We start from the raw sequence: 15204 nt of genomic DNA, 5'->3' as shown, positions 1-15204 counted from the left end.
ACCGCAATGCCCCACTCTTCCTACGCCGCCGACCGCATGGGATCGGCCATCGTCGAACCTACCGGCCGCTTCGAAGCGGGCAGCTTCGCGTCGTTCACGCTGACGTACACCGCGGGCTATTTCGGCATCGACGACACCGGGTCGATCAAGATCGTGCACCGCTTCGCCAGCGACATGGGCAAGCCGCAGTTCGATCAGCCGGACGGCTGGAACTACACCACGGTCGAGGCTTCCAACGGCGCGGTGCTGCAGGTCGAGTACGACGGCAAGCGCAACATCCGGCCCTGGGACAAGACGCTATTCATCCGGGTGGTGCGCGGCTACCTGGAGGAAGGCGATCGCATCGTGGTGCGCTTCGGCGATACGCGGCAGGGCTCGCCCGGCATGCGGGTGCAGACGTTCAGCGAGCCTACGTTCGAATTCAAGGTGCTGGTGGACGCCTTCGCGACCTACAACTACACCGAGCTCCAGCACTCGCCCACCATTGCCGTGGTGGCCGGGCCGCCGGTCGCCTACAAGGCCATCCTGCCCAGCCAGACGGTCGCGGGCGAGCCCTTCAGCCTGGGTTTCAAGGGCGAAGACAAATGGGGCAACCCCAGCGATCAGGTCGCGGGCGAGTTCACCCTGCGCAGCAGCCTGCCGCTGCGCGGCCTGCCCGCCACGTTCTCGATGCGCGAGGGCCAGTTTGCCGCGCGGCTTGAGGGATTGGTGGCCGAAGCGCCCGGCGAGCTGCGCATCGAGGTGCTGCGCGACGGCCTGCCCGTGGCGCAAAGCACGCCCTGCCGCATCGTCGCGGCTGGCGGCGGCACACGCGGGCACTACTGGGCCGACCTGCACGGGCAGTCCGAGGAAACCATAGGCACCAATTCCGCCGAGGACCTGATCCTGTTCGCGCGCGACCGCGCCTTTCTGGACGTCATGAGCCATCAGGGCAATGACTTCCAGATCACCACGCCGTTCTGGGAACAGTTGAATAAGCTGACCGCGCAATACAACCAGGATGGATCGTTCATCATCTTCCCCGGCTATGAATGGTCGGGCAACACCGGCCTGGGCGGCGACCGCAACGTGCTGTACCTGAAGGAAGGCCGCCCCATTCATCGTTCCTCGCACGCGCTGATCGACGACCTGTCGGACCTGGCGCTGGACGCCAACGATGCCGATGCGCTGTTTGACGCGCTGAAGGACGAGGATGTGGTGGTGTTCGCGCACATCGGCGGCCGCTACGCCGACATTACGCGGTCCCATGACGCGCGGCTGGAGCGCTCCATCGAGATCCACTCCGACTGGGGCACCTTCGAATGGCTGCTGGAGGATGCCTTCCGGCTGGGCTACCGCGTGGGCATCCTGGCCAATAGCGACGGGCACAAGGGCCGGCATGGCGCCAGCCATCCGGGCGCATCGTTGTTTGGCGCATATGGCGGCCTGAGCTGTCTGATTGCCGACCAGCTGACACGCCAGTCGATCGCCGAATGCCTGCGCCAACGCCGCCACTACGCCACCACCGGATGCCGCGCCTACCTGGACGTGCAAGCGCATTTCGACAGGCCGGCGCAGCGCTATTCCGATGATCCCAAGCTGGGCGCCCCGGTCACGCGCGAGCCCGTCACGCAGGCCGATATGGGCGCCATCCTGTCGTACGACGGCGACTCGCTGGAGCTGTCCTTCGAGGTACTGACCCATGGCGCCATCGAGCGCGTGGAAGTCCGCAACCGCATGGACGTGGTGCAGACGCTGTACCCCTACGACGAGGCTGCGCTGGGCAACCGGATCCGCATCGTCTGGGAAGGATCCGAGTACCGCGGCCGCGGCCGCCAGACGGTCTGGGACGGTAGCGCGACCCTCGAAGGCAACACCTTCGTCGATCCGCTACCGATCAATTTCTGGAACCTGGACAAGACCCTGGCGCAACCTCGCCCCGACATGCTGAGCTGGCGCTCGCTGACCACCGGCGGCTACAGCGGCATCGATGTGCGGCTGAGCAATCCGCGCGCCGGCGTGCTGAAAATCGACACGCCGGTGGTGCGTACCGAGATCCCCGTCGACCAGATCGGACTGGAGCCGGTAGTCGCCGAAAACGGCGGCATCCGGCGCCGGCTTCAAGTCTATCGCCTACCTGACGAGAATCCGGTGCGGCGGATGCAGGCGCGGGTGCGCGTGCCGCTGCACACAGACTCCGACAATGCGGTGTACCTGCGCATCACGACCGAGGACGGCTTCTTCATCTATTCCAGCCCGATCTACGTGGAGCGGACCGGGTCCGGGCCCAAATAAGGTGGTCGGCCGCTAGGCGCCGGGGTGCCTGGATGGGCTCCTCGGACCTCTGGCATCGTGCTTTTGGATGGCTAGCCGCATCGGATCCTCGTTGCTACGCTGGCTACCAGCATTCGCCAGAAACGCTCGGTCCAATTATTTCCACCCAAGAATATGCTCAAGCGCCTGAAGGGTAATACCCCTTTTGCTCGGCTATTGCGGCTGTCGGCGCAAGGGACGGCGAGCCGCCATTGGTTGCCATTATTCTTGGTCTCGGTCCTATTGGCCGGCTGTGCCGCCCGTCCTCCTGGCGCCTATCCGATGTACACGCCCGCGCCACTCAAGCCTTTCGCCACCGTCCCCGAAGGCAATGACCGCCTTGTCGCCGAACGGACGGCGTATCAAGACCGCGCGGACCGGGCGCAGCTCGCCTTGTATGAACAGAGCGACTGGACGTTGGCAGGCGTGGTCGTCGGCGTCACGGGCGGCTTGATTGGAAACGTGGCGACCACGGCTACCGGCGCCGGCATTGCGGCAGGTGCCAGTCAATTGGGTGCGCGGTATCACCTGGAGGCTCAGCGCGGCCTTTTCGATGCGGCGGCGAAGAAGGCGGGCTGTGTGGTCACGGTGACGTACGCCTTGCAGAACAGCGCCCCATCGGAGTTGAGCGACGAGCTCAACAAGCTACCCATGCTGGTGCGATCCATGAATTTCGCGTCGATGGAGATTCAATCGCAGCTGCGCCAGAATCTCAACGCGCTGACACCTGCTCCCATCGATGCCGCTGCCGTACTGGCTGCGTACAACGGCTATTACAAGATGCAGGGTACGCCGCTAAAAGGTTCAGCCGTGACAGTCCTGGGCAAAACCATTCCAGATTACGCGGTAGCTGAACGGCTCGCCAAGGAGGTAAAGCTGGCCCTCCTGGATATCGACTCATGCGTAAAGACGGGGTCTCCGGTAGTCCCTGCTTCAGTGGCAGCCGCCCTGGCTACCGCCGATACCGCAGCGCCGCTGGCGCCAACCGATCCGATCATCGATTCGCTGCTGAATCCCCCGAAACGCGAGGGTTCCCAGCCCAGCCGGTAAGCAAGGCACCGTGAACACCAGAGATGAAGCAGGCCGACGCCATGTGCCCGAACGCGCGCTCACAGGCAAGATGCCGATGGACTCGCACCAGGCCGGCTGACCTACCCGGCCCCTTATCCTCTCAAGCCAACGGCAGCTCCAGCACCTGCTTCGTCGTCATGATGTCGCCGAAGGTGTCATCGATGCTCGCCAGCGCCGCACGATGCAGCATCGCGTGCGGCAACGCAGCCTGCTCCCCCGCACCCGTATCCAGGTCGCGCGTGGCGCAGGCATCAGCCGCCACGATCACCTGATACCCCAGCGGCACCGCGTCTCGGGCAGCGCCTGCAACGCAGGCGTGGGTCATCAGGCCGGTGATCAGCAGCGTGCGCACGCCCGCCGCCTTCAGGCGCTGGTCGATGTCAGTGCTGGGGAACACGCTGACCGTCGACTTGCGCAGCACCGTATGGTTAGCCGCGGGCTGCAGGTCGGGATGAAATTCGATGCCGGCGCTGCCGTCGGCGAAGACCGGGCTGCCGGCCGGCGTGGCGTGTTGGATATGGAAGACCGGAATGCCATGCCGATCGGCATGGGCGACGAGCTTAGCCGCGTTGCGCAGGGCCGCCGGACCTTCGGGAATGGGCAGCCTGCCGCTGAAGTATTCATTCTGGAAGTCGATCACCAGCAAGGCGGTGCTGGCCGGGTCGATGGACTGCGGGGCGGTGGCGCCGGCGATGGCGCGGATGGTCGGGTGGTTCATCGTAGGTCCTTGATCTGTAGGCGTTTAGTGTGCTGTTCACGCACGAGGGCGAACGGCATCAAGGATGCGCCATCGGGTTTGAACCCGAAAGTGGCCCAAATACCAATAAATGATAGGATCGGGCCACATCCGCATTTCAGCCCATTGCGCCATGCATACCATCGCCGTCGTCGCCTTCGCGGGCATCAGCTCCTTCCACCTGTCCGTGCCCTGCATGGTGTTCGGCGACGACCTGGCCCGGCTGGGCGTACCGCGCTATCGCCTGCTGGTCTGCGGCGAAGCGGTCGGGCCGGTCGCGACCATGTCGGGTTTCGATATCCATGTGCCGCACGACTATTCGGCCCTGGCCGAGGCGGACACGGTGATCGTGCCCGCCTGGCGCGATCCGGACGAGCGCCCGCCTGAAACCATGTTGCAGGCCCTGCGCGATGCGCATGCGCGCGGCGCGCGCGTCATCGGCCTGTGCCTGGGCGCCTTTGTGCTGGCCGAGGCGGGTTTGCTCGACGGCCGTCCGGCCTCGACGCACTGGGTCTGGAGCGATGACTTCGCCCGCAAGTACCCGCAGATCCGGCTCGACCGCAAGGCCTTGTACGTGGACGACGGCGACATCCTGACCTCGGCCGGCACCGCTGCCGCCATCGATTGCTGCCTGCATCTGCTGCGTTGCGACCATGGCGCGGAACTGGCGAACCGGGTGGCCCGCCGCATGGTGATGGCGCCGCATCGCGATGGCGGGCAGGCGCAGTACATCGAGCGGCCGCTCACACGCGAGGACGGCGGCGATCCGATAAGCGTGGCCATGGAATGGGCCATCGAGCATTTACAGGAGCCGCTGGGGCTGGACCGCCTGGCCAACGAGGCCGGGCTGAGCCGCCGCAATTTCACGCGGCGCTTCAAGCTGAAGACGGGCACGACCGTGACGCAGTGGGTGCTGAACCACAGGCTGGCCGCCGCGCAGCGGCTGCTGGAGACGGGCGGGCTGTCGGTGGACCGGGTGGCCGAGGCTACGGGTTTCGGGTCGACGGTGTCGCTGCGGCAGCATTTCACGGCGGCGTTCTCGGTGTCGCCTGCGGGGTATCGGAAGCAGTTCCGGCAGCGGTAATGGCGGCCCTTCCCGTGCCGCGCGCCGGATAGCGCCGGCCTATCGGAATGATCGCCATCGAACAGAAAAAAATCTTCCAATACTTGCCTAAAGCAAATAATAATATGCCTTAAGCAAGTAATTGGAACTTCCCATGACAGAGCAGTCGCTCTACGACCGCGCCGAAGCGGTCCGGTACTTCAACCGCTTCTACACCCGCCAGATCGGGGTGCTGCACGAGCATCTGCTGGCCAGCGAGTTCTCGCTGACCGAAGTCCGCATTCTCTACGAGCTGGCTCACCGGCCGGCGCTCAGCACCTCGGACCTGTGCCGGGAGCTGAACCTGGACGCCGGGTATGTCAGCCGCGTGATCTCGGGCTTCGAAAAGAAAGGTTTGATCGCCAAGACGCGCTCGGCGGCCGATGCACGCGTGGGTTTGCTGGAACTGACGGACGCGGGCCGGGCGGCGTTTGCGCCGCTCAATGAAGCGTCGCGCAACGAGATCATTGCCATCCTCAAACAGCTATCGGAGCCGGCGCAAGCGCAGCTGGTCAATGCCATGAACGAAATCCAGAACCTGCTCGGCGACAAAGCCCCCCTTCCCTACGTGCTGCGCGATCCGCGGCCGGGCGACATGGGGCTGGTAGTGGCGAACCAGGCGAGGGTCTATGCCCAGGAATTCGGCTGGAACTCGGAGTACGAGGCGCTGGTGGCCGAGATCGTGGCGAAGTTCATCCGGGAATTCGACCGCGAGCGAGAGCGCTGCTGGATCGCCGAGAAGGACGGCAAGATGGTGGGCTCGGTGTTCGTGGTGCGACAGGACGAAACCACGGCGAAGCTGCGCCTGTTGTACGTGGACGGCGCCGCGCGCGGGCTGGGCATAGGGCATCGACTGGTGGACGAGTGTCTGCGTTTTGCGCGGCAGGCAGGCTACCGGCGCATGGTGTTGTGGACCAACAGCGTGCTGACGGATGCGCGCCGGATCTATGAAAAGGCCGGTTTCGAGCTGGTCGAGGAAGAACAGCATCACAGCTTCGGCAAGGATCTGGTGGGCCAGTATTGGGCGCGGGATCTGTAGGAAGCGCAATGCATCCCAGCAACCAGATGAAATCCGTGCTTGCGGACAGGCGCGGCTCCGATGAGTGAACGCGCCCAGGCCATTTGCGCCGCCGCGATCACGGGCACGCTGGTGGGGGCCGCAATGGTCTCGACACGCGCAGTGTCGAACGACGTGTCACCGGAGACCTTGGCTTTCCTGCGTTATGCCATCGGGGCGCTCATGCTTGCCGCGCCCATGCTGCGGCGATGGTCGGTACGGTTTACGGCCAAGGATTTCTGCGCGGTGGCGGGCCTGGGCATACTGCAATTCGCGATGCTGATATTGCTGTTGAACTACGCGCTGGCCCGCCTGCCGGCCGCCACGTGCGCGCTGGTGTTTTCCACGCTGCCGCTGGTGACGCTGTGCCTGGCGATTGCCACCGGACGCGAACGGTTCAGCTGGCCGCGGCTGATCGGCGCGGGCGTGGCGGTCTCGGGGATTGCACTATTGCTGCAGCCCTCTGCCGCCGCGGTGGGCAGCGCCGCGGATGGCTGGGCTTGGGCCGCCTTGTTGGGCGCGACGTTTATCGGCGGGGCTTGCAGTCTTTTATATCGTCCGTACCTGCGTCGCTATCCATCCATGTATGTCAGCGTGGTGGCGATGCTTGTCTCGGTCTTGTTCCTGGCAGGCGTCTGCCTGGCGCGAAGCGCGCCATTGCTGCCCAGCCTGTCAGGCTTTCAGTGGGCGAATGTGGTGTTCATCGGACTGTCCAGCGCGGTGGGCTATTTCTGCCTGCTGTGGGCGCTGAGCCGCCTGGAGGCAAGCCGGGTCATGTCGTTTCAGGCGCTGGCGCCGATCACGGCCGTGTTGATCGAGCTATTGAGTGGCTCGTATCCGTTGACCTGGCGCCTGACAGGGGCTTTTGTTCTGGTCCTGTCCGGCGTCTGGTTCGGCACGCATGAACGGCGCGCAAGCGCACCCGCAAGCGCCGCTTGAGCGGCCTCCGGACCGCCAAACCGTTCAGCTCTCTGGCTTGATCCGGGCGCGTGTTTTCTCGTCCAGGACGCTGCGCACCAGCGCAAACAAGGGATCCGCGTCGGTATGCTTCTGGCCGTAGGTCAGATTGAACCCATAATCAAAATCCGGCGGATTCAAACCCTGCGAGTGCTGCAAGATGGTCTCCAGCTTGTCCAGGGCCTTGACGGCCTTGGCTTCCGGCGTGGTGGCATCCTCATATTCCTGCCAAAGCGCCATGATTCCTGCGCGCTGCTTCTCGTCCAGGGACCGCGTCAGGTGCAGCAGGTCGGCTTTCTCCTGCTCGCTCTTGTCCGGGTGCTGGTGCTTCTCGATGGCCGGCACGTCGCCGTGTATGGCCTCGCCCAGATCGTGTAGCACGCACAGCTTCAGGACCTTGAGCATGTCCAGGCCGGCCAACTCGTCCTCAAAGGCCATGGCCATCAGGCACAAGCGCCAGCTGTGTTCAGCCGTGCTTTCCGGGCGGCCGGTGGACGTGAATCCGCTACGCAGCACGCTCTTGAGTTTTTCGGCTTCCTGCAGAAAGGCCAGCCGGCCTTTGATTTTGTCGATGTCCATGCTCAATCTCAACCCATTGCGGCGCGGCCTAGCGGCAAGGTTCCTTCGGCAGATCGAACCCGACCTTGACGCTGGTCGCGGCCACATTCCTGAAGGCGGCCTCGGCCACATCGTTGTAGCGGGCGTCGCAATTGAATTTGTTCTTGAGCAGGTAATCCTGGCCTTCGGCCTTTTCCATCTGCGAGGCCCATCTTTCGGCTGCATCCAGCGCCTCGTCTCCGGCTTGCACAAAGCCCAGCATGACCTCCATGCCGCCGGCTGCGCGCGGCGCGGTCCAGCTTGCGTAGACCCAGGGATCGGCGGCATTGCCGCAGTCCGTCAGGCAATCGGCCGTATAGGTCAGGTCCGGACCAAAGGCGGCGGGGGTGAGTTTCTGCCCTGGCTTGGGCGCATATTCGCCAATGAAACTGGCGAGGTCGGGCTGGCAGGCTTCGGATGCATCCATGCTCAGCGCCGATACCTTGCCCGACTTGATCGTCGCGGTGATCAGGCAGCCCTGCACCTCGAACACGCGATCGTCGCCGTAGGATTCCTGCGGCGCGCCGGTTATCGATTCCAAATGCGCCTGGCTCTTGCCCAGCATTTTTCCGTTGAAGACGTCCTGCACCGTGGCGGCCTGCGCAATGTTGCCGCCGGCCATCAGCAGCCCTATGGCCAAAACTCTGAAATGCATACTGGATCAGGCTCCGTCGAATATGGGTCTTGCGGCTGGCAAACCACGCGCGCAAACGGCGCGTATTCAAACACAAATGGCACGGCACGAATGGGCAAAAAATCGGCAATCCATGGGCATATGCCTGCGGATAATCCGAATTCACTGGAAGCTGTGGATTCAAGCAGTCACAACTGCGCCGACGGGCAACAAATTATCACGTTTACGACACGGCCCCGGCAGATCGCGGTATGACCGGCCTCCGACTAGCTCTTGGGCGCGAATATCACCTTGACCGGCGCGCCCTGCTTGATCGTGCTGGCCCAAGCGCCATTCTTCGGCTCGAACGCGGGATGCCAGGCCCTGAGTTCCGTATCGGAAATCCATTCAAGCTGCAGTTGCTCATCAGGCGCATACGACCGGAACTGCGTCAGCGCCACGATGAACGCATTGCACTTTTCCGATACGCCTGCCTCGACCACGGATACCTGGGTCTGCTCGTCCCAGGTCAGGGACCCGCGCTGCGGACACTTGCGGACCTCAACGTGATATTTCCCGTCAGGCGAAGGCAGATCGGCGATGATTTTGTCGGGACCGCAAGCCGTCAGCAGTATGGACGACAGCAATACCAGTGGCATGCTTTTTTTCATTGAAGAGCCTTCTGACTGTCAAGGAGGTCGAGCCGTGAAAACCAGCGCATGATACCTTGCGACACACCGTTGAAGCCTGAAGAGCTCCAGCACGGAGGACCTACGAACATGCATTTGCAATATTGCAGTCAGAAATTTGCCCTTATGCCCTGGAGGCTCGCATGCCGATAGCCCTGGCCGATCTGGAGCAAGGCGTCATGGAGCGGTTGCGCGCGCAGCCCGCATTCGCGGGCTGGAAGAAAAAGGGCAAGCGTTGCCTGTGGCGAGCCTGCGGCGAATTGCAGCAAGGCGTAGAACTGATTCGCTACAAGGGTTCGTTCGACAACGCGCAGCACGTGTCCTTGGGCGTCTACGTGTCCTTTCCATATGAAAAGGAATGGCCGGTCTACGTGCCGGCCGAGGTATGGAACAAGGGGCGCATGTACCGCCGCGCTTATTTGAAACCGGGAGAGGGGCTGGTCCAGGAACCCACCCTGGGCAGCGGCGCTGTGCTCAAGATCAGCGATGCGCAAGACATGGAAGACTGGCTGTCGACCTTGGCAACGGATGTTGAAAACCATCTTGCGCCCTGGTTTCAGCGGTATCAGACGCTGGAGGAAGCGTGGTACGAGTACCGCATTCCATCCTGGCGTCTGCAGGCGGCAGGCCTCAAACCGGAAAAAACACCGGAGGACTAGACAAGCGGGGAGAAAAGTCCGCCGCGCCACTCCCGGAGTTCCCCACGCTGCGCAGGGACGCAGCGATTGGCTCGCTCGCGGGTCATGTCGTTTTCGTCGATCTGCACATTCTGGCGACGCCACGGCCCCTTGCATAAGAGGACGATATCGCCAAATGAGTATCGCACCCACGCTCGCACGGTGACATGTTTGCCCGCGACCTCGCCGATCGGGAAATCAAGTGATTTCAACGCATCCGATAGCACTGGCGAAGAAACGATGAAGACCTCTTCACTCGCGCTTCGTGCGTGCACCAACTCGAGAACCCGGTTCGAGAACGTTGATCTCGGGGTCACCCAAAAAGCCGTCAGGAACAAGAGCAGCATGAGAATCATGGCGCGCACAACCGATTTCCTGTAGTTCAAGCCGCGCCCCCGATCAGCCCAGAACAGAATGACAGGCATGATGAGCAACAGAATATAGATCAGCAGCAACGCCCACACCCAATAGCGTGGAGACTCAACAGGAGACTCATCCCTGATCAACCCGATGAATACCGTCGCTGGGATGGCCAACGCCAACGCAGAGAACACCATGGCCGCCACTACAGCAAAGGGCCAACCATGACGCCAACGTCCAAGAACAGCGCCCTCTGACTTTGGCAATGCGCCCTCCCAGGCGCTTCGCAGCCTATCCCGCCAAGTTCGATTACTCAGCTTTGGCGCCGCGAACCAACTCAAGAGGCAATAGAATCCCATGGCAATCCCGTACGTGCCCAGCATCAGAAGTAATAGATATAGCCCGTTATCAAGGTAGTACGAATCGAAAAACACTAAACCCGCCATCTCGACCAGCACGAACAACTGGACGTACATGAGCCATTTCGGTATCTCTCTATCATCTCCCGCAAAAAAAATCAGAATAATTGACGGATAAATGACGGCTGCCGCGATCGCGAGGCCGAACAATCCGCCTCCGACCGCCAACGTGAGCAACCCCGACGAGGATGCGACAGATGGCAAGAACAACGAGATCCAATCTATCTCTTTCAGGTATACCCAAAGAAATATCGCTGCGGCTGCGGAAAACCACAGCACCCCGTCTTTCGCTGCTCCCAGGGACACAGAAGCGACTTCAATGCCCTTCCCCCATCCCCCTTCCACACGCGCCTCACGGCGCTCAACACGCGCTTCCATTTCCGTCATTTCTTTCCTTTTTTAAGCAAGATCCAGGCATCACCTGCTTCCAAACTCGGCCGCCGGAATCAGACGCGCATCCTCGTATCCACCCGGCTGCCAGGTGAATTCAAATCCTATCGTCGTATAACGCAGCCTGCCGGCATCCACCGACGACGGCCCCTGGGTCAGGGAAAAGTCCTTGGTCCTGTAGAACTTCCTGCTCATCAAGTCCTGGAACGCCAGGTAGTAATCGCCCGGCGCAACATTGACGATCGAGAATTGTTGGTTGGGTCCTACATAGACATGCCTGCTGCTGAACTGGACACCCCGCGCGCTGCTGACCAGCTTCACAAAGAATGCGTTGCCTGTTTTTTGATTAACCAGGTTGACGACCGAACCACCGAAATCCCGCGACTCATATCCGTTGACGTATCCTGCTCCGGTCGGCCACGTTGCCCCGTTCGGCGCTTTGGGTACGCTGAGCGCCTGCTCCTGCCGCTGAGGGGTACCCATTGCAGCAGGTGCTGGCGACGTTTGCGCAATCGCGGCGTTGACTGCGGGATTGGCCGGCGCCGACGCCTTCGATGTATCCGGTTTGTTGCCGCTCGAAAGAAACAGGAAACCGGCTAGCACTGCGACTCCCAATATGCCCGGCCCCACGATTTTCACATCCCGATTGCCGCAGTTCGGACACTTCAGCGAACGGCTGTTGCCCCTTGGATACCAGGTGTGGCCGCATTCGCGGCACGCATTCTGAGGTCGCTTGGTCTTTCTTGCCGCCATACGTACTCCTTGGACAGAAACTTGCCGCGCAGGCTCCTGTCTGCTGCCAGCAACGCAATACCGGACCGATCAATGGGAGCCGATCGGGTTGAAGGATTAGGGGTTGTGCCAGGCGCCGTCGCTATCTGAATGGAAGAACCGCACGTCCTTGACGCCTATATCCGTAAGCGCTTTGTGCGCGTGGTCGCAATACGTCTGCATGCCTTCGTGGACAGACACGGCGACGCGATCGGGCGCTGCCGCGGCGATCTGATTGAGGATGTGTCCTTCCTGCTTGGCGATGCCCCAGCCATAGATGACGAGGGACTTTCCGACCTCGCTCAAGGGGCCGTTGTAAACGCTGCGCAAGTAATGCGACTTCTGGATGGCGTCCAACTTCTGGTCGGACGTGCCGTCGCACACGAACAGCGGCACGCGGCCGCCCGAGCGCCACTCTTCGAAGATCAGGTCAAGCAAGCCCTGCGGTCCGGCTACGAGCTTGTGTTCTTCGAAGGACGGCGTCACTCCCAGCACGATGTTGCCGTGCGGGTAGCAATAGATCGTTGGATTATCGACAGATCCGTAGGATTGCCGATACATCGCCCAGTTATCCGCGAAGGCGTTCTTGTTGAAGCCGTCCTTGAAGTGATAGCGGCTGCCCAGCGCCTCATTTCCCAATTGCGCTGCCCAGTAGACGATGAGGTCGTAGTTCAATGAAACGACGGTGCGGAACCGCCGCATGAACTTGTAGATCGGTTCCAGGTGGGGTCTGGCCTCCTCGTAGGAAACATGTACTTTCCGGACCGTTTGAATGAGCGCCTTGCGTACCGCGGCATAGGCTTCGTCCACCTCTTTCACGGCGATACCCAGGGCGGCATTCACTTGCTTTGCTTGCCAGAGCCGCCGGAGCACGAATTCAAAATCATCGGTCTCAAAGCGCTCGAATACATCCTGCGCCTTGGCGTCGATAAAGCTGTGCACCTGCGCGGCTTCGAACAAGCCCGTGTATCCGAACTCGCCGCTGACGGCGACGCTCGCTCCATTGCCGACGAGCAAGGTGTCGGAGAAGTCATTTTCGAGGTCCTGCCAATTGAAGATCTTGTGAGCCATGTTGCAGCCTTATCCCTGGTGATTGGGGCGACGCGGGGTATTGGCTGAAGACCACACCGTCCGGCGCCGCCTTGCGCGCCAAACTTGGTCTTGGCTACAAGGCGCTGCGGGCGATGACACGACGCCTGTTCAGCCTCGGCGAAAATACATTTTGAAACCTATATTCGTATACTGTCATTTTTGGCGGGGCGTTCAACTCCGAAACTAAGGCAGCTTTTGCCCCTTCTTTCCCAGGCCCCAGCAGGGCCCGAACGTGAACTCATCGCCAGTTTTCTATTTGTCATATTTTTTGACATTTTATCGCATTGGTTTCGCAACCTTGCGCCGAACTCAGGCATCATCTGCCCGCCCCGCCCGCGGGTAAATCACGTCCCTTTCATCAGGTGCCTCCTTGCAATCCCTCTCCTCCATCCGCCGCGACGTCCGCGCCCTGGTTCAATCCCGCGCCTACGCGCAGCTCGACGCCTATTACGCCGACCTGGAACAGCAAGACTGGGCGGACACGGAAAACCCCGGCGCGCCCTATTTCGAGGCGGCCAATTCCGGCACGCTGTTCGACTATTCGACCGTGTCGTACCAGGACGCTTCGGACTTTCTGCAAGCCTGGATCGCCGCCTGCCCGGACTCGTATCACGCGCAGTTGGTGATGGGTAATTTCTGCTATGGCCGCGCGGCCGATATACGCGGTTATGGCTGGGCGGACAGCGTGACCCAGGACCGTTGGCTGGGCGCGGCGCTGGCTTGCGAAAGCTCTGCGGCAGCGCTGCTGCAGGCGATGGCGCTTTCTCCGCGCCCGATTGCAGCCTGCGTGACGATGATGCAGCTGGCCGCGCATTTCAAGGAACCCTACTGGCTGCGCGCGCTGTTCACGGGTAATCCGCCCGCGACCTTGACGCATGATGACATCGAGGAAGAAGGCCTGATGGATGCGGCGCTGGCGCATCTGGCGTCAGTGGGCGTGCCGCGACTCGCGCAGGCGCCGCAAGCCTTGCCGGCCTGGCTGGCGCCGCGCGCCGAGCACGAAATGGAGCAGGCCAAGGATTACTGGCTGCTGCGTGCGCTGGAACTGCGGCCCGGGCATCTGGGTGCGTTGACGGCCTACGCGCAGTACCTGCAACCGCGTTGGGGCGGCAGCTACGAGGACATCGACGGCATGGCCAGCGGCCCGCTATGCGCGGCGCTGACGGAGCCGCAGCGCAATGCGATCCGCTGGATCGGGATTTATGACTCGCTGGACAGCTATCCGGAACCGGACGACACCGAGGCGGTCGACGAGTACGGCCGCATTTTCGAGTCGTTCCTGGCGCGCGAGCTTCGGCCCACCGAGCGTGGCATGGCCTTGGGTTACTACGCGCAGTTCGCCAGCTATTCGCTGCAGGACCAGGCGCGCGCCCGCGCACTGCATGGCCAAAGCGTGGCGGCATTCGGGCCGAACGAGTATTTCGCGCAGGTGGACGGGCCGTTCCGCAGCTTCGCGCACGTGAGCATCATCCATCACCAGCCCGACGACGACGGCGCGTTCAAGCGCGTGCTGGAACGCATGTGCGGCTGGGATCAAGTGGCCACGGCGCATGCGCTGGCGGCCGTGGCGCATCAGTTCGGCCGCTGGGGTTTTGCTCAGGATCCGGCGCGAGCTCAGCAGCTGCTGGACCGCGCAGCGGTACTGGCGGCGGACCAGATGGATGACGATTTCAACGTGCTGGCGGCCGCCGCGATGCTATGGGATGGCGGCGACCATGAGCAGGGCTATTTCCTGTCGCGGCAGCTGGCGGATCGGCGCGTGCCGGACGCCGCCTGCAGCATGTACGACATCCACCGTGGGTTCCGCGACAACACGCCCGACAGCTACCTGGACAACGAAGTGCGCGACCAGTGGCTGGCGCGCGCGGTGGAGGATGGTTCGCCGCTGGCGAAGTACAACATGGCCCATCGCAATATCTTCGACGGCGAGATGGACTTTTCGCGCCGCGAGAACCTGGACCGGGTGTTGTGGCTGCTGCAAGGCGCACGCGAGGAGCCGCGCGCGGAGGCGCTGGCCCGCCTGCGCATCGGCGTGCTGCTGCGCGACCACGGCACCGAGCAGGAGCAGCAGGAAGGCGTGCGCGCCTACCTGCGCCCGCTGGTCGAGGAAGACGACGACTGGCGCGCCGGGCGCGCCAGCGCCGAGATCGCGCTGGCCTACACGCATGGCCGCGGCGCCAAGAAGAACCGCTTTGCCGCGATCGAATGGGCGCAGCATGCCTGCCGCCTGCAGCCGGACGACGAGGACATCGAAGACATCCAGGCTCAGGTGATGAACTCGCACAGCCTGGTCAAGACCATAGGCACGGTGTTCGGCGCCTATCTGGGCCGCGGCGGCGTGTCGGCCGAAGACCTGCCGCCCAAGCCGGCCGCGCAGTAAG

At 62.5% G+C, this 15204-nt stretch carries 14 protein-coding genes and 1 pseudogene; 8 read left to right on the top strand and 7 right to left on the bottom strand.

All coding sequences use genetic code 11. The annotated features are described in order from the left end of the window. Window positions 1-6 precede the first annotated feature (6 nt). The gene (locus IAG39_RS13715; protein WP_118932144.1) at window positions 7-2274 is read left to right on the top strand and encodes a DUF3604 domain-containing protein; all 2268 of its coding nucleotides are present in this window, start codon (window positions 7-9) and stop codon (window positions 2272-2274) included. A 153-nt stretch (window positions 2275-2427) separates the two neighbouring features. Further along, the gene (locus IAG39_RS13710) at window positions 2428-3342 is read left to right on the top strand and encodes a hypothetical protein (RefSeq protein WP_124260352.1); all 915 of its coding nucleotides are present in this window, start codon (window positions 2428-2430) and stop codon (window positions 3340-3342) included. A 121-nt stretch (window positions 3343-3463) separates the two neighbouring features. On the opposite strand, the gene IAG39_RS13705 is transcribed toward IAG39_RS13710, so the two are convergent. After that, the gene (locus IAG39_RS13705) at window positions 3464-4081 is read right to left on the bottom strand and encodes a cysteine hydrolase family protein (RefSeq protein ID WP_118932142.1); all 618 of its coding nucleotides are present in this window, start codon (window positions 4079-4081) and stop codon (window positions 3464-3466) included. Between the two features lie 151 nt (window positions 4082-4232). Here IAG39_RS13705 and IAG39_RS13700 point away from each other — a divergent pair, with 151 nt between their 5' ends. The 4 genes and pseudogenes from IAG39_RS13700 to IAG39_RS13690 all read left to right on the top strand — a co-directional run bounded on the left by IAG39_RS13700 (window position 4233) and on the right by IAG39_RS13690 (window position 7197). Continuing rightward, entirely contained in the window at window positions 4233-5183 is a 951-nt protein-coding gene (locus IAG39_RS13700) for a GlxA family transcriptional regulator (RefSeq protein ID WP_118932141.1), read from the top strand. Between the two features lie 133 nt (window positions 5184-5316). Beyond that, window positions 5317-5562: pseudogene (locus IAG39_RS31760) on the top strand (MarR family winged helix-turn-helix transcriptional regulator); the annotation flags it as partial. Between the two features lie 159 nt (window positions 5563-5721). Next, on the top strand, window positions 5722-6240 hold the full coding sequence (locus IAG39_RS31755; RefSeq protein WP_410469186.1) for a GNAT family N-acetyltransferase: 519 nt from the start codon (window positions 5722-5724) through the stop codon (window positions 6238-6240). Window positions 6241-6300: 60 nt separating this feature from the next. Then, window positions 6301-7197 carry a DMT family transporter gene (locus tag IAG39_RS13690; protein WP_118932140.1) on the top strand — a complete coding sequence of 299 codons (897 nt, stop codon included), beginning with the start codon at window positions 6301-6303 and terminating at the stop codon, window positions 7195-7197. 24 nt (window positions 7198-7221) lie between these two features. Here IAG39_RS13690 and IAG39_RS13685 read toward each other — a convergent pair whose 3' ends face one another. The 3 genes from IAG39_RS13685 to IAG39_RS13675 form a co-directional block, all read right to left on the bottom strand. Further along, complete coding sequence (locus IAG39_RS13685) at window positions 7222-7794, bottom strand: HD domain-containing protein (protein ID WP_118932188.1); 573 nt, start codon at window positions 7792-7794, stop codon at window positions 7222-7224. Between the two features lie 28 nt (window positions 7795-7822). Next, window positions 7823-8467, bottom strand: coding sequence for a hypothetical protein (locus IAG39_RS13680; RefSeq protein ID WP_118932139.1), 645 nt, complete (start codon window positions 8465-8467; stop codon window positions 7823-7825). 245 nt (window positions 8468-8712) lie between these two features. Next, window positions 8713-9084 carry a hypothetical protein gene (locus IAG39_RS13675; RefSeq protein WP_223283251.1) on the bottom strand — a complete coding sequence of 124 codons (372 nt, stop codon included), beginning with the start codon at window positions 9082-9084 and terminating at the stop codon, window positions 8713-8715. A gap of 173 nt (window positions 9085-9257) precedes the next feature. Between IAG39_RS13675 and IAG39_RS13670 the strand changes: the two genes are divergently transcribed. Then, window positions 9258-9773 (top strand): hypothetical protein, encoded by a 516-nt coding sequence (locus IAG39_RS13670; protein ID WP_223283250.1) that lies wholly within the window; start codon window positions 9258-9260, stop codon window positions 9771-9773. On the opposite strand, the gene IAG39_RS13665 is transcribed toward IAG39_RS13670, so the two are convergent. The 3 genes from IAG39_RS13665 to IAG39_RS13655 form a co-directional block, all read right to left on the bottom strand. Further along, a complete protein-coding gene (locus tag IAG39_RS13665; protein ID WP_118932137.1) occupies window positions 9770-10957 on the bottom strand; it encodes a hypothetical protein in 1188 nt (395 codons plus the stop codon). The two genes, IAG39_RS13670 and IAG39_RS13665, sit on opposite strands and share 4 nt — an antisense overlap. Window positions 10958-10987: 30 nt before the next feature. Continuing rightward, complete coding sequence (locus tag IAG39_RS13660) at window positions 10988-11713, bottom strand: hypothetical protein (protein WP_124260351.1); 726 nt, start codon at window positions 11711-11713, stop codon at window positions 10988-10990. A 96-nt stretch (window positions 11714-11809) separates the two neighbouring features. Beyond that, complete coding sequence (locus IAG39_RS13655; RefSeq protein WP_118932135.1) at window positions 11810-12802, bottom strand: DUF4917 family protein; 993 nt, start codon at window positions 12800-12802, stop codon at window positions 11810-11812. 391 nt (window positions 12803-13193) lie between these two features. Between IAG39_RS13655 and IAG39_RS13650 the strand changes: the two genes are divergently transcribed. After that, entirely contained in the window at window positions 13194-15203 is a 2010-nt protein-coding gene (locus tag IAG39_RS13650; RefSeq protein ID WP_118932134.1) for a DUF4034 domain-containing protein, read from the top strand. The last annotated feature ends 1 nt before the right edge of the window (window position 15204 follow it).

The organism is Achromobacter xylosoxidans, assembly GCF_014490035.1.
GTDB classification, from domain to species: domain Bacteria; phylum Pseudomonadota; class Gammaproteobacteria; order Burkholderiales; family Burkholderiaceae_B; genus Achromobacter; species Achromobacter bronchisepticus_A.
The sequence above is the reverse complement of the archived record's forward strand: the minus strand, read 5'-3'. Positions and strand labels throughout refer to the sequence as shown.

Excerpts from the sequence above, each read along its gene's own strand:
- IAG39_RS13700 (WP_118932141.1), top strand. The coding sequence starts at position 4,233 with ATGCATACCATCGCCGTCGTCGCCTTCGCGGGCATCAGCTCCTTCCAC.
- IAG39_RS13685 (WP_118932188.1), bottom strand. The coding sequence starts at position 7,794 with ATGGACATCGACAAAATCAAAGGCCGGCTGGCCTTTCTGCAGGAAGCC.
- IAG39_RS31755 (WP_410469186.1), top strand. The coding sequence starts at position 5,722 with ATGAACGAAATCCAGAACCTGCTCGGCGACAAAGCCCCCCTTCCCTAC.
- IAG39_RS13670 (WP_223283250.1), top strand. The coding sequence starts at position 9,258 with ATGCCGATAGCCCTGGCCGATCTGGAGCAAGGCGTCATGGAGCGGTTG.
- IAG39_RS13710 (WP_124260352.1), top strand. The coding sequence starts at position 2,428 with ATGCTCAAGCGCCTGAAGGGTAATACCCCTTTTGCTCGGCTATTGCGG.
- IAG39_RS13690 (WP_118932140.1), top strand. The coding sequence starts at position 6,301 with ATGAGTGAACGCGCCCAGGCCATTTGCGCCGCCGCGATCACGGGCACG.
- IAG39_RS13675 (WP_223283251.1), bottom strand. The coding sequence starts at position 9,084 with ATGCCACTGGTATTGCTGTCGTCCATACTGCTGACGGCTTGCGGTCCC.
- IAG39_RS13660 (WP_124260351.1), bottom strand. The coding sequence starts at position 11,713 with ATGGCGGCAAGAAAGACCAAGCGACCTCAGAATGCGTGCCGCGAATGC.
- IAG39_RS13705 (WP_118932142.1), bottom strand. The coding sequence starts at position 4,081 with ATGAACCACCCGACCATCCGCGCCATCGCCGGCGCCACCGCCCCGCAG.
- IAG39_RS13655 (WP_118932135.1), bottom strand. The coding sequence starts at position 12,802 with ATGGCTCACAAGATCTTCAATTGGCAGGACCTCGAAAATGACTTCTCC.
- IAG39_RS13665 (WP_118932137.1), bottom strand. The coding sequence starts at position 10,957 with ATGACGGAAATGGAAGCGCGTGTTGAGCGCCGTGAGGCGCGTGTGGAA.
- IAG39_RS13715 (WP_118932144.1), top strand. The coding sequence starts at position 7 with ATGCCCCACTCTTCCTACGCCGCCGACCGCATGGGATCGGCCATCGTC.
- IAG39_RS13680 (WP_118932139.1), bottom strand. The coding sequence starts at position 8,467 with ATGCATTTCAGAGTTTTGGCCATAGGGCTGCTGATGGCCGGCGGCAAC.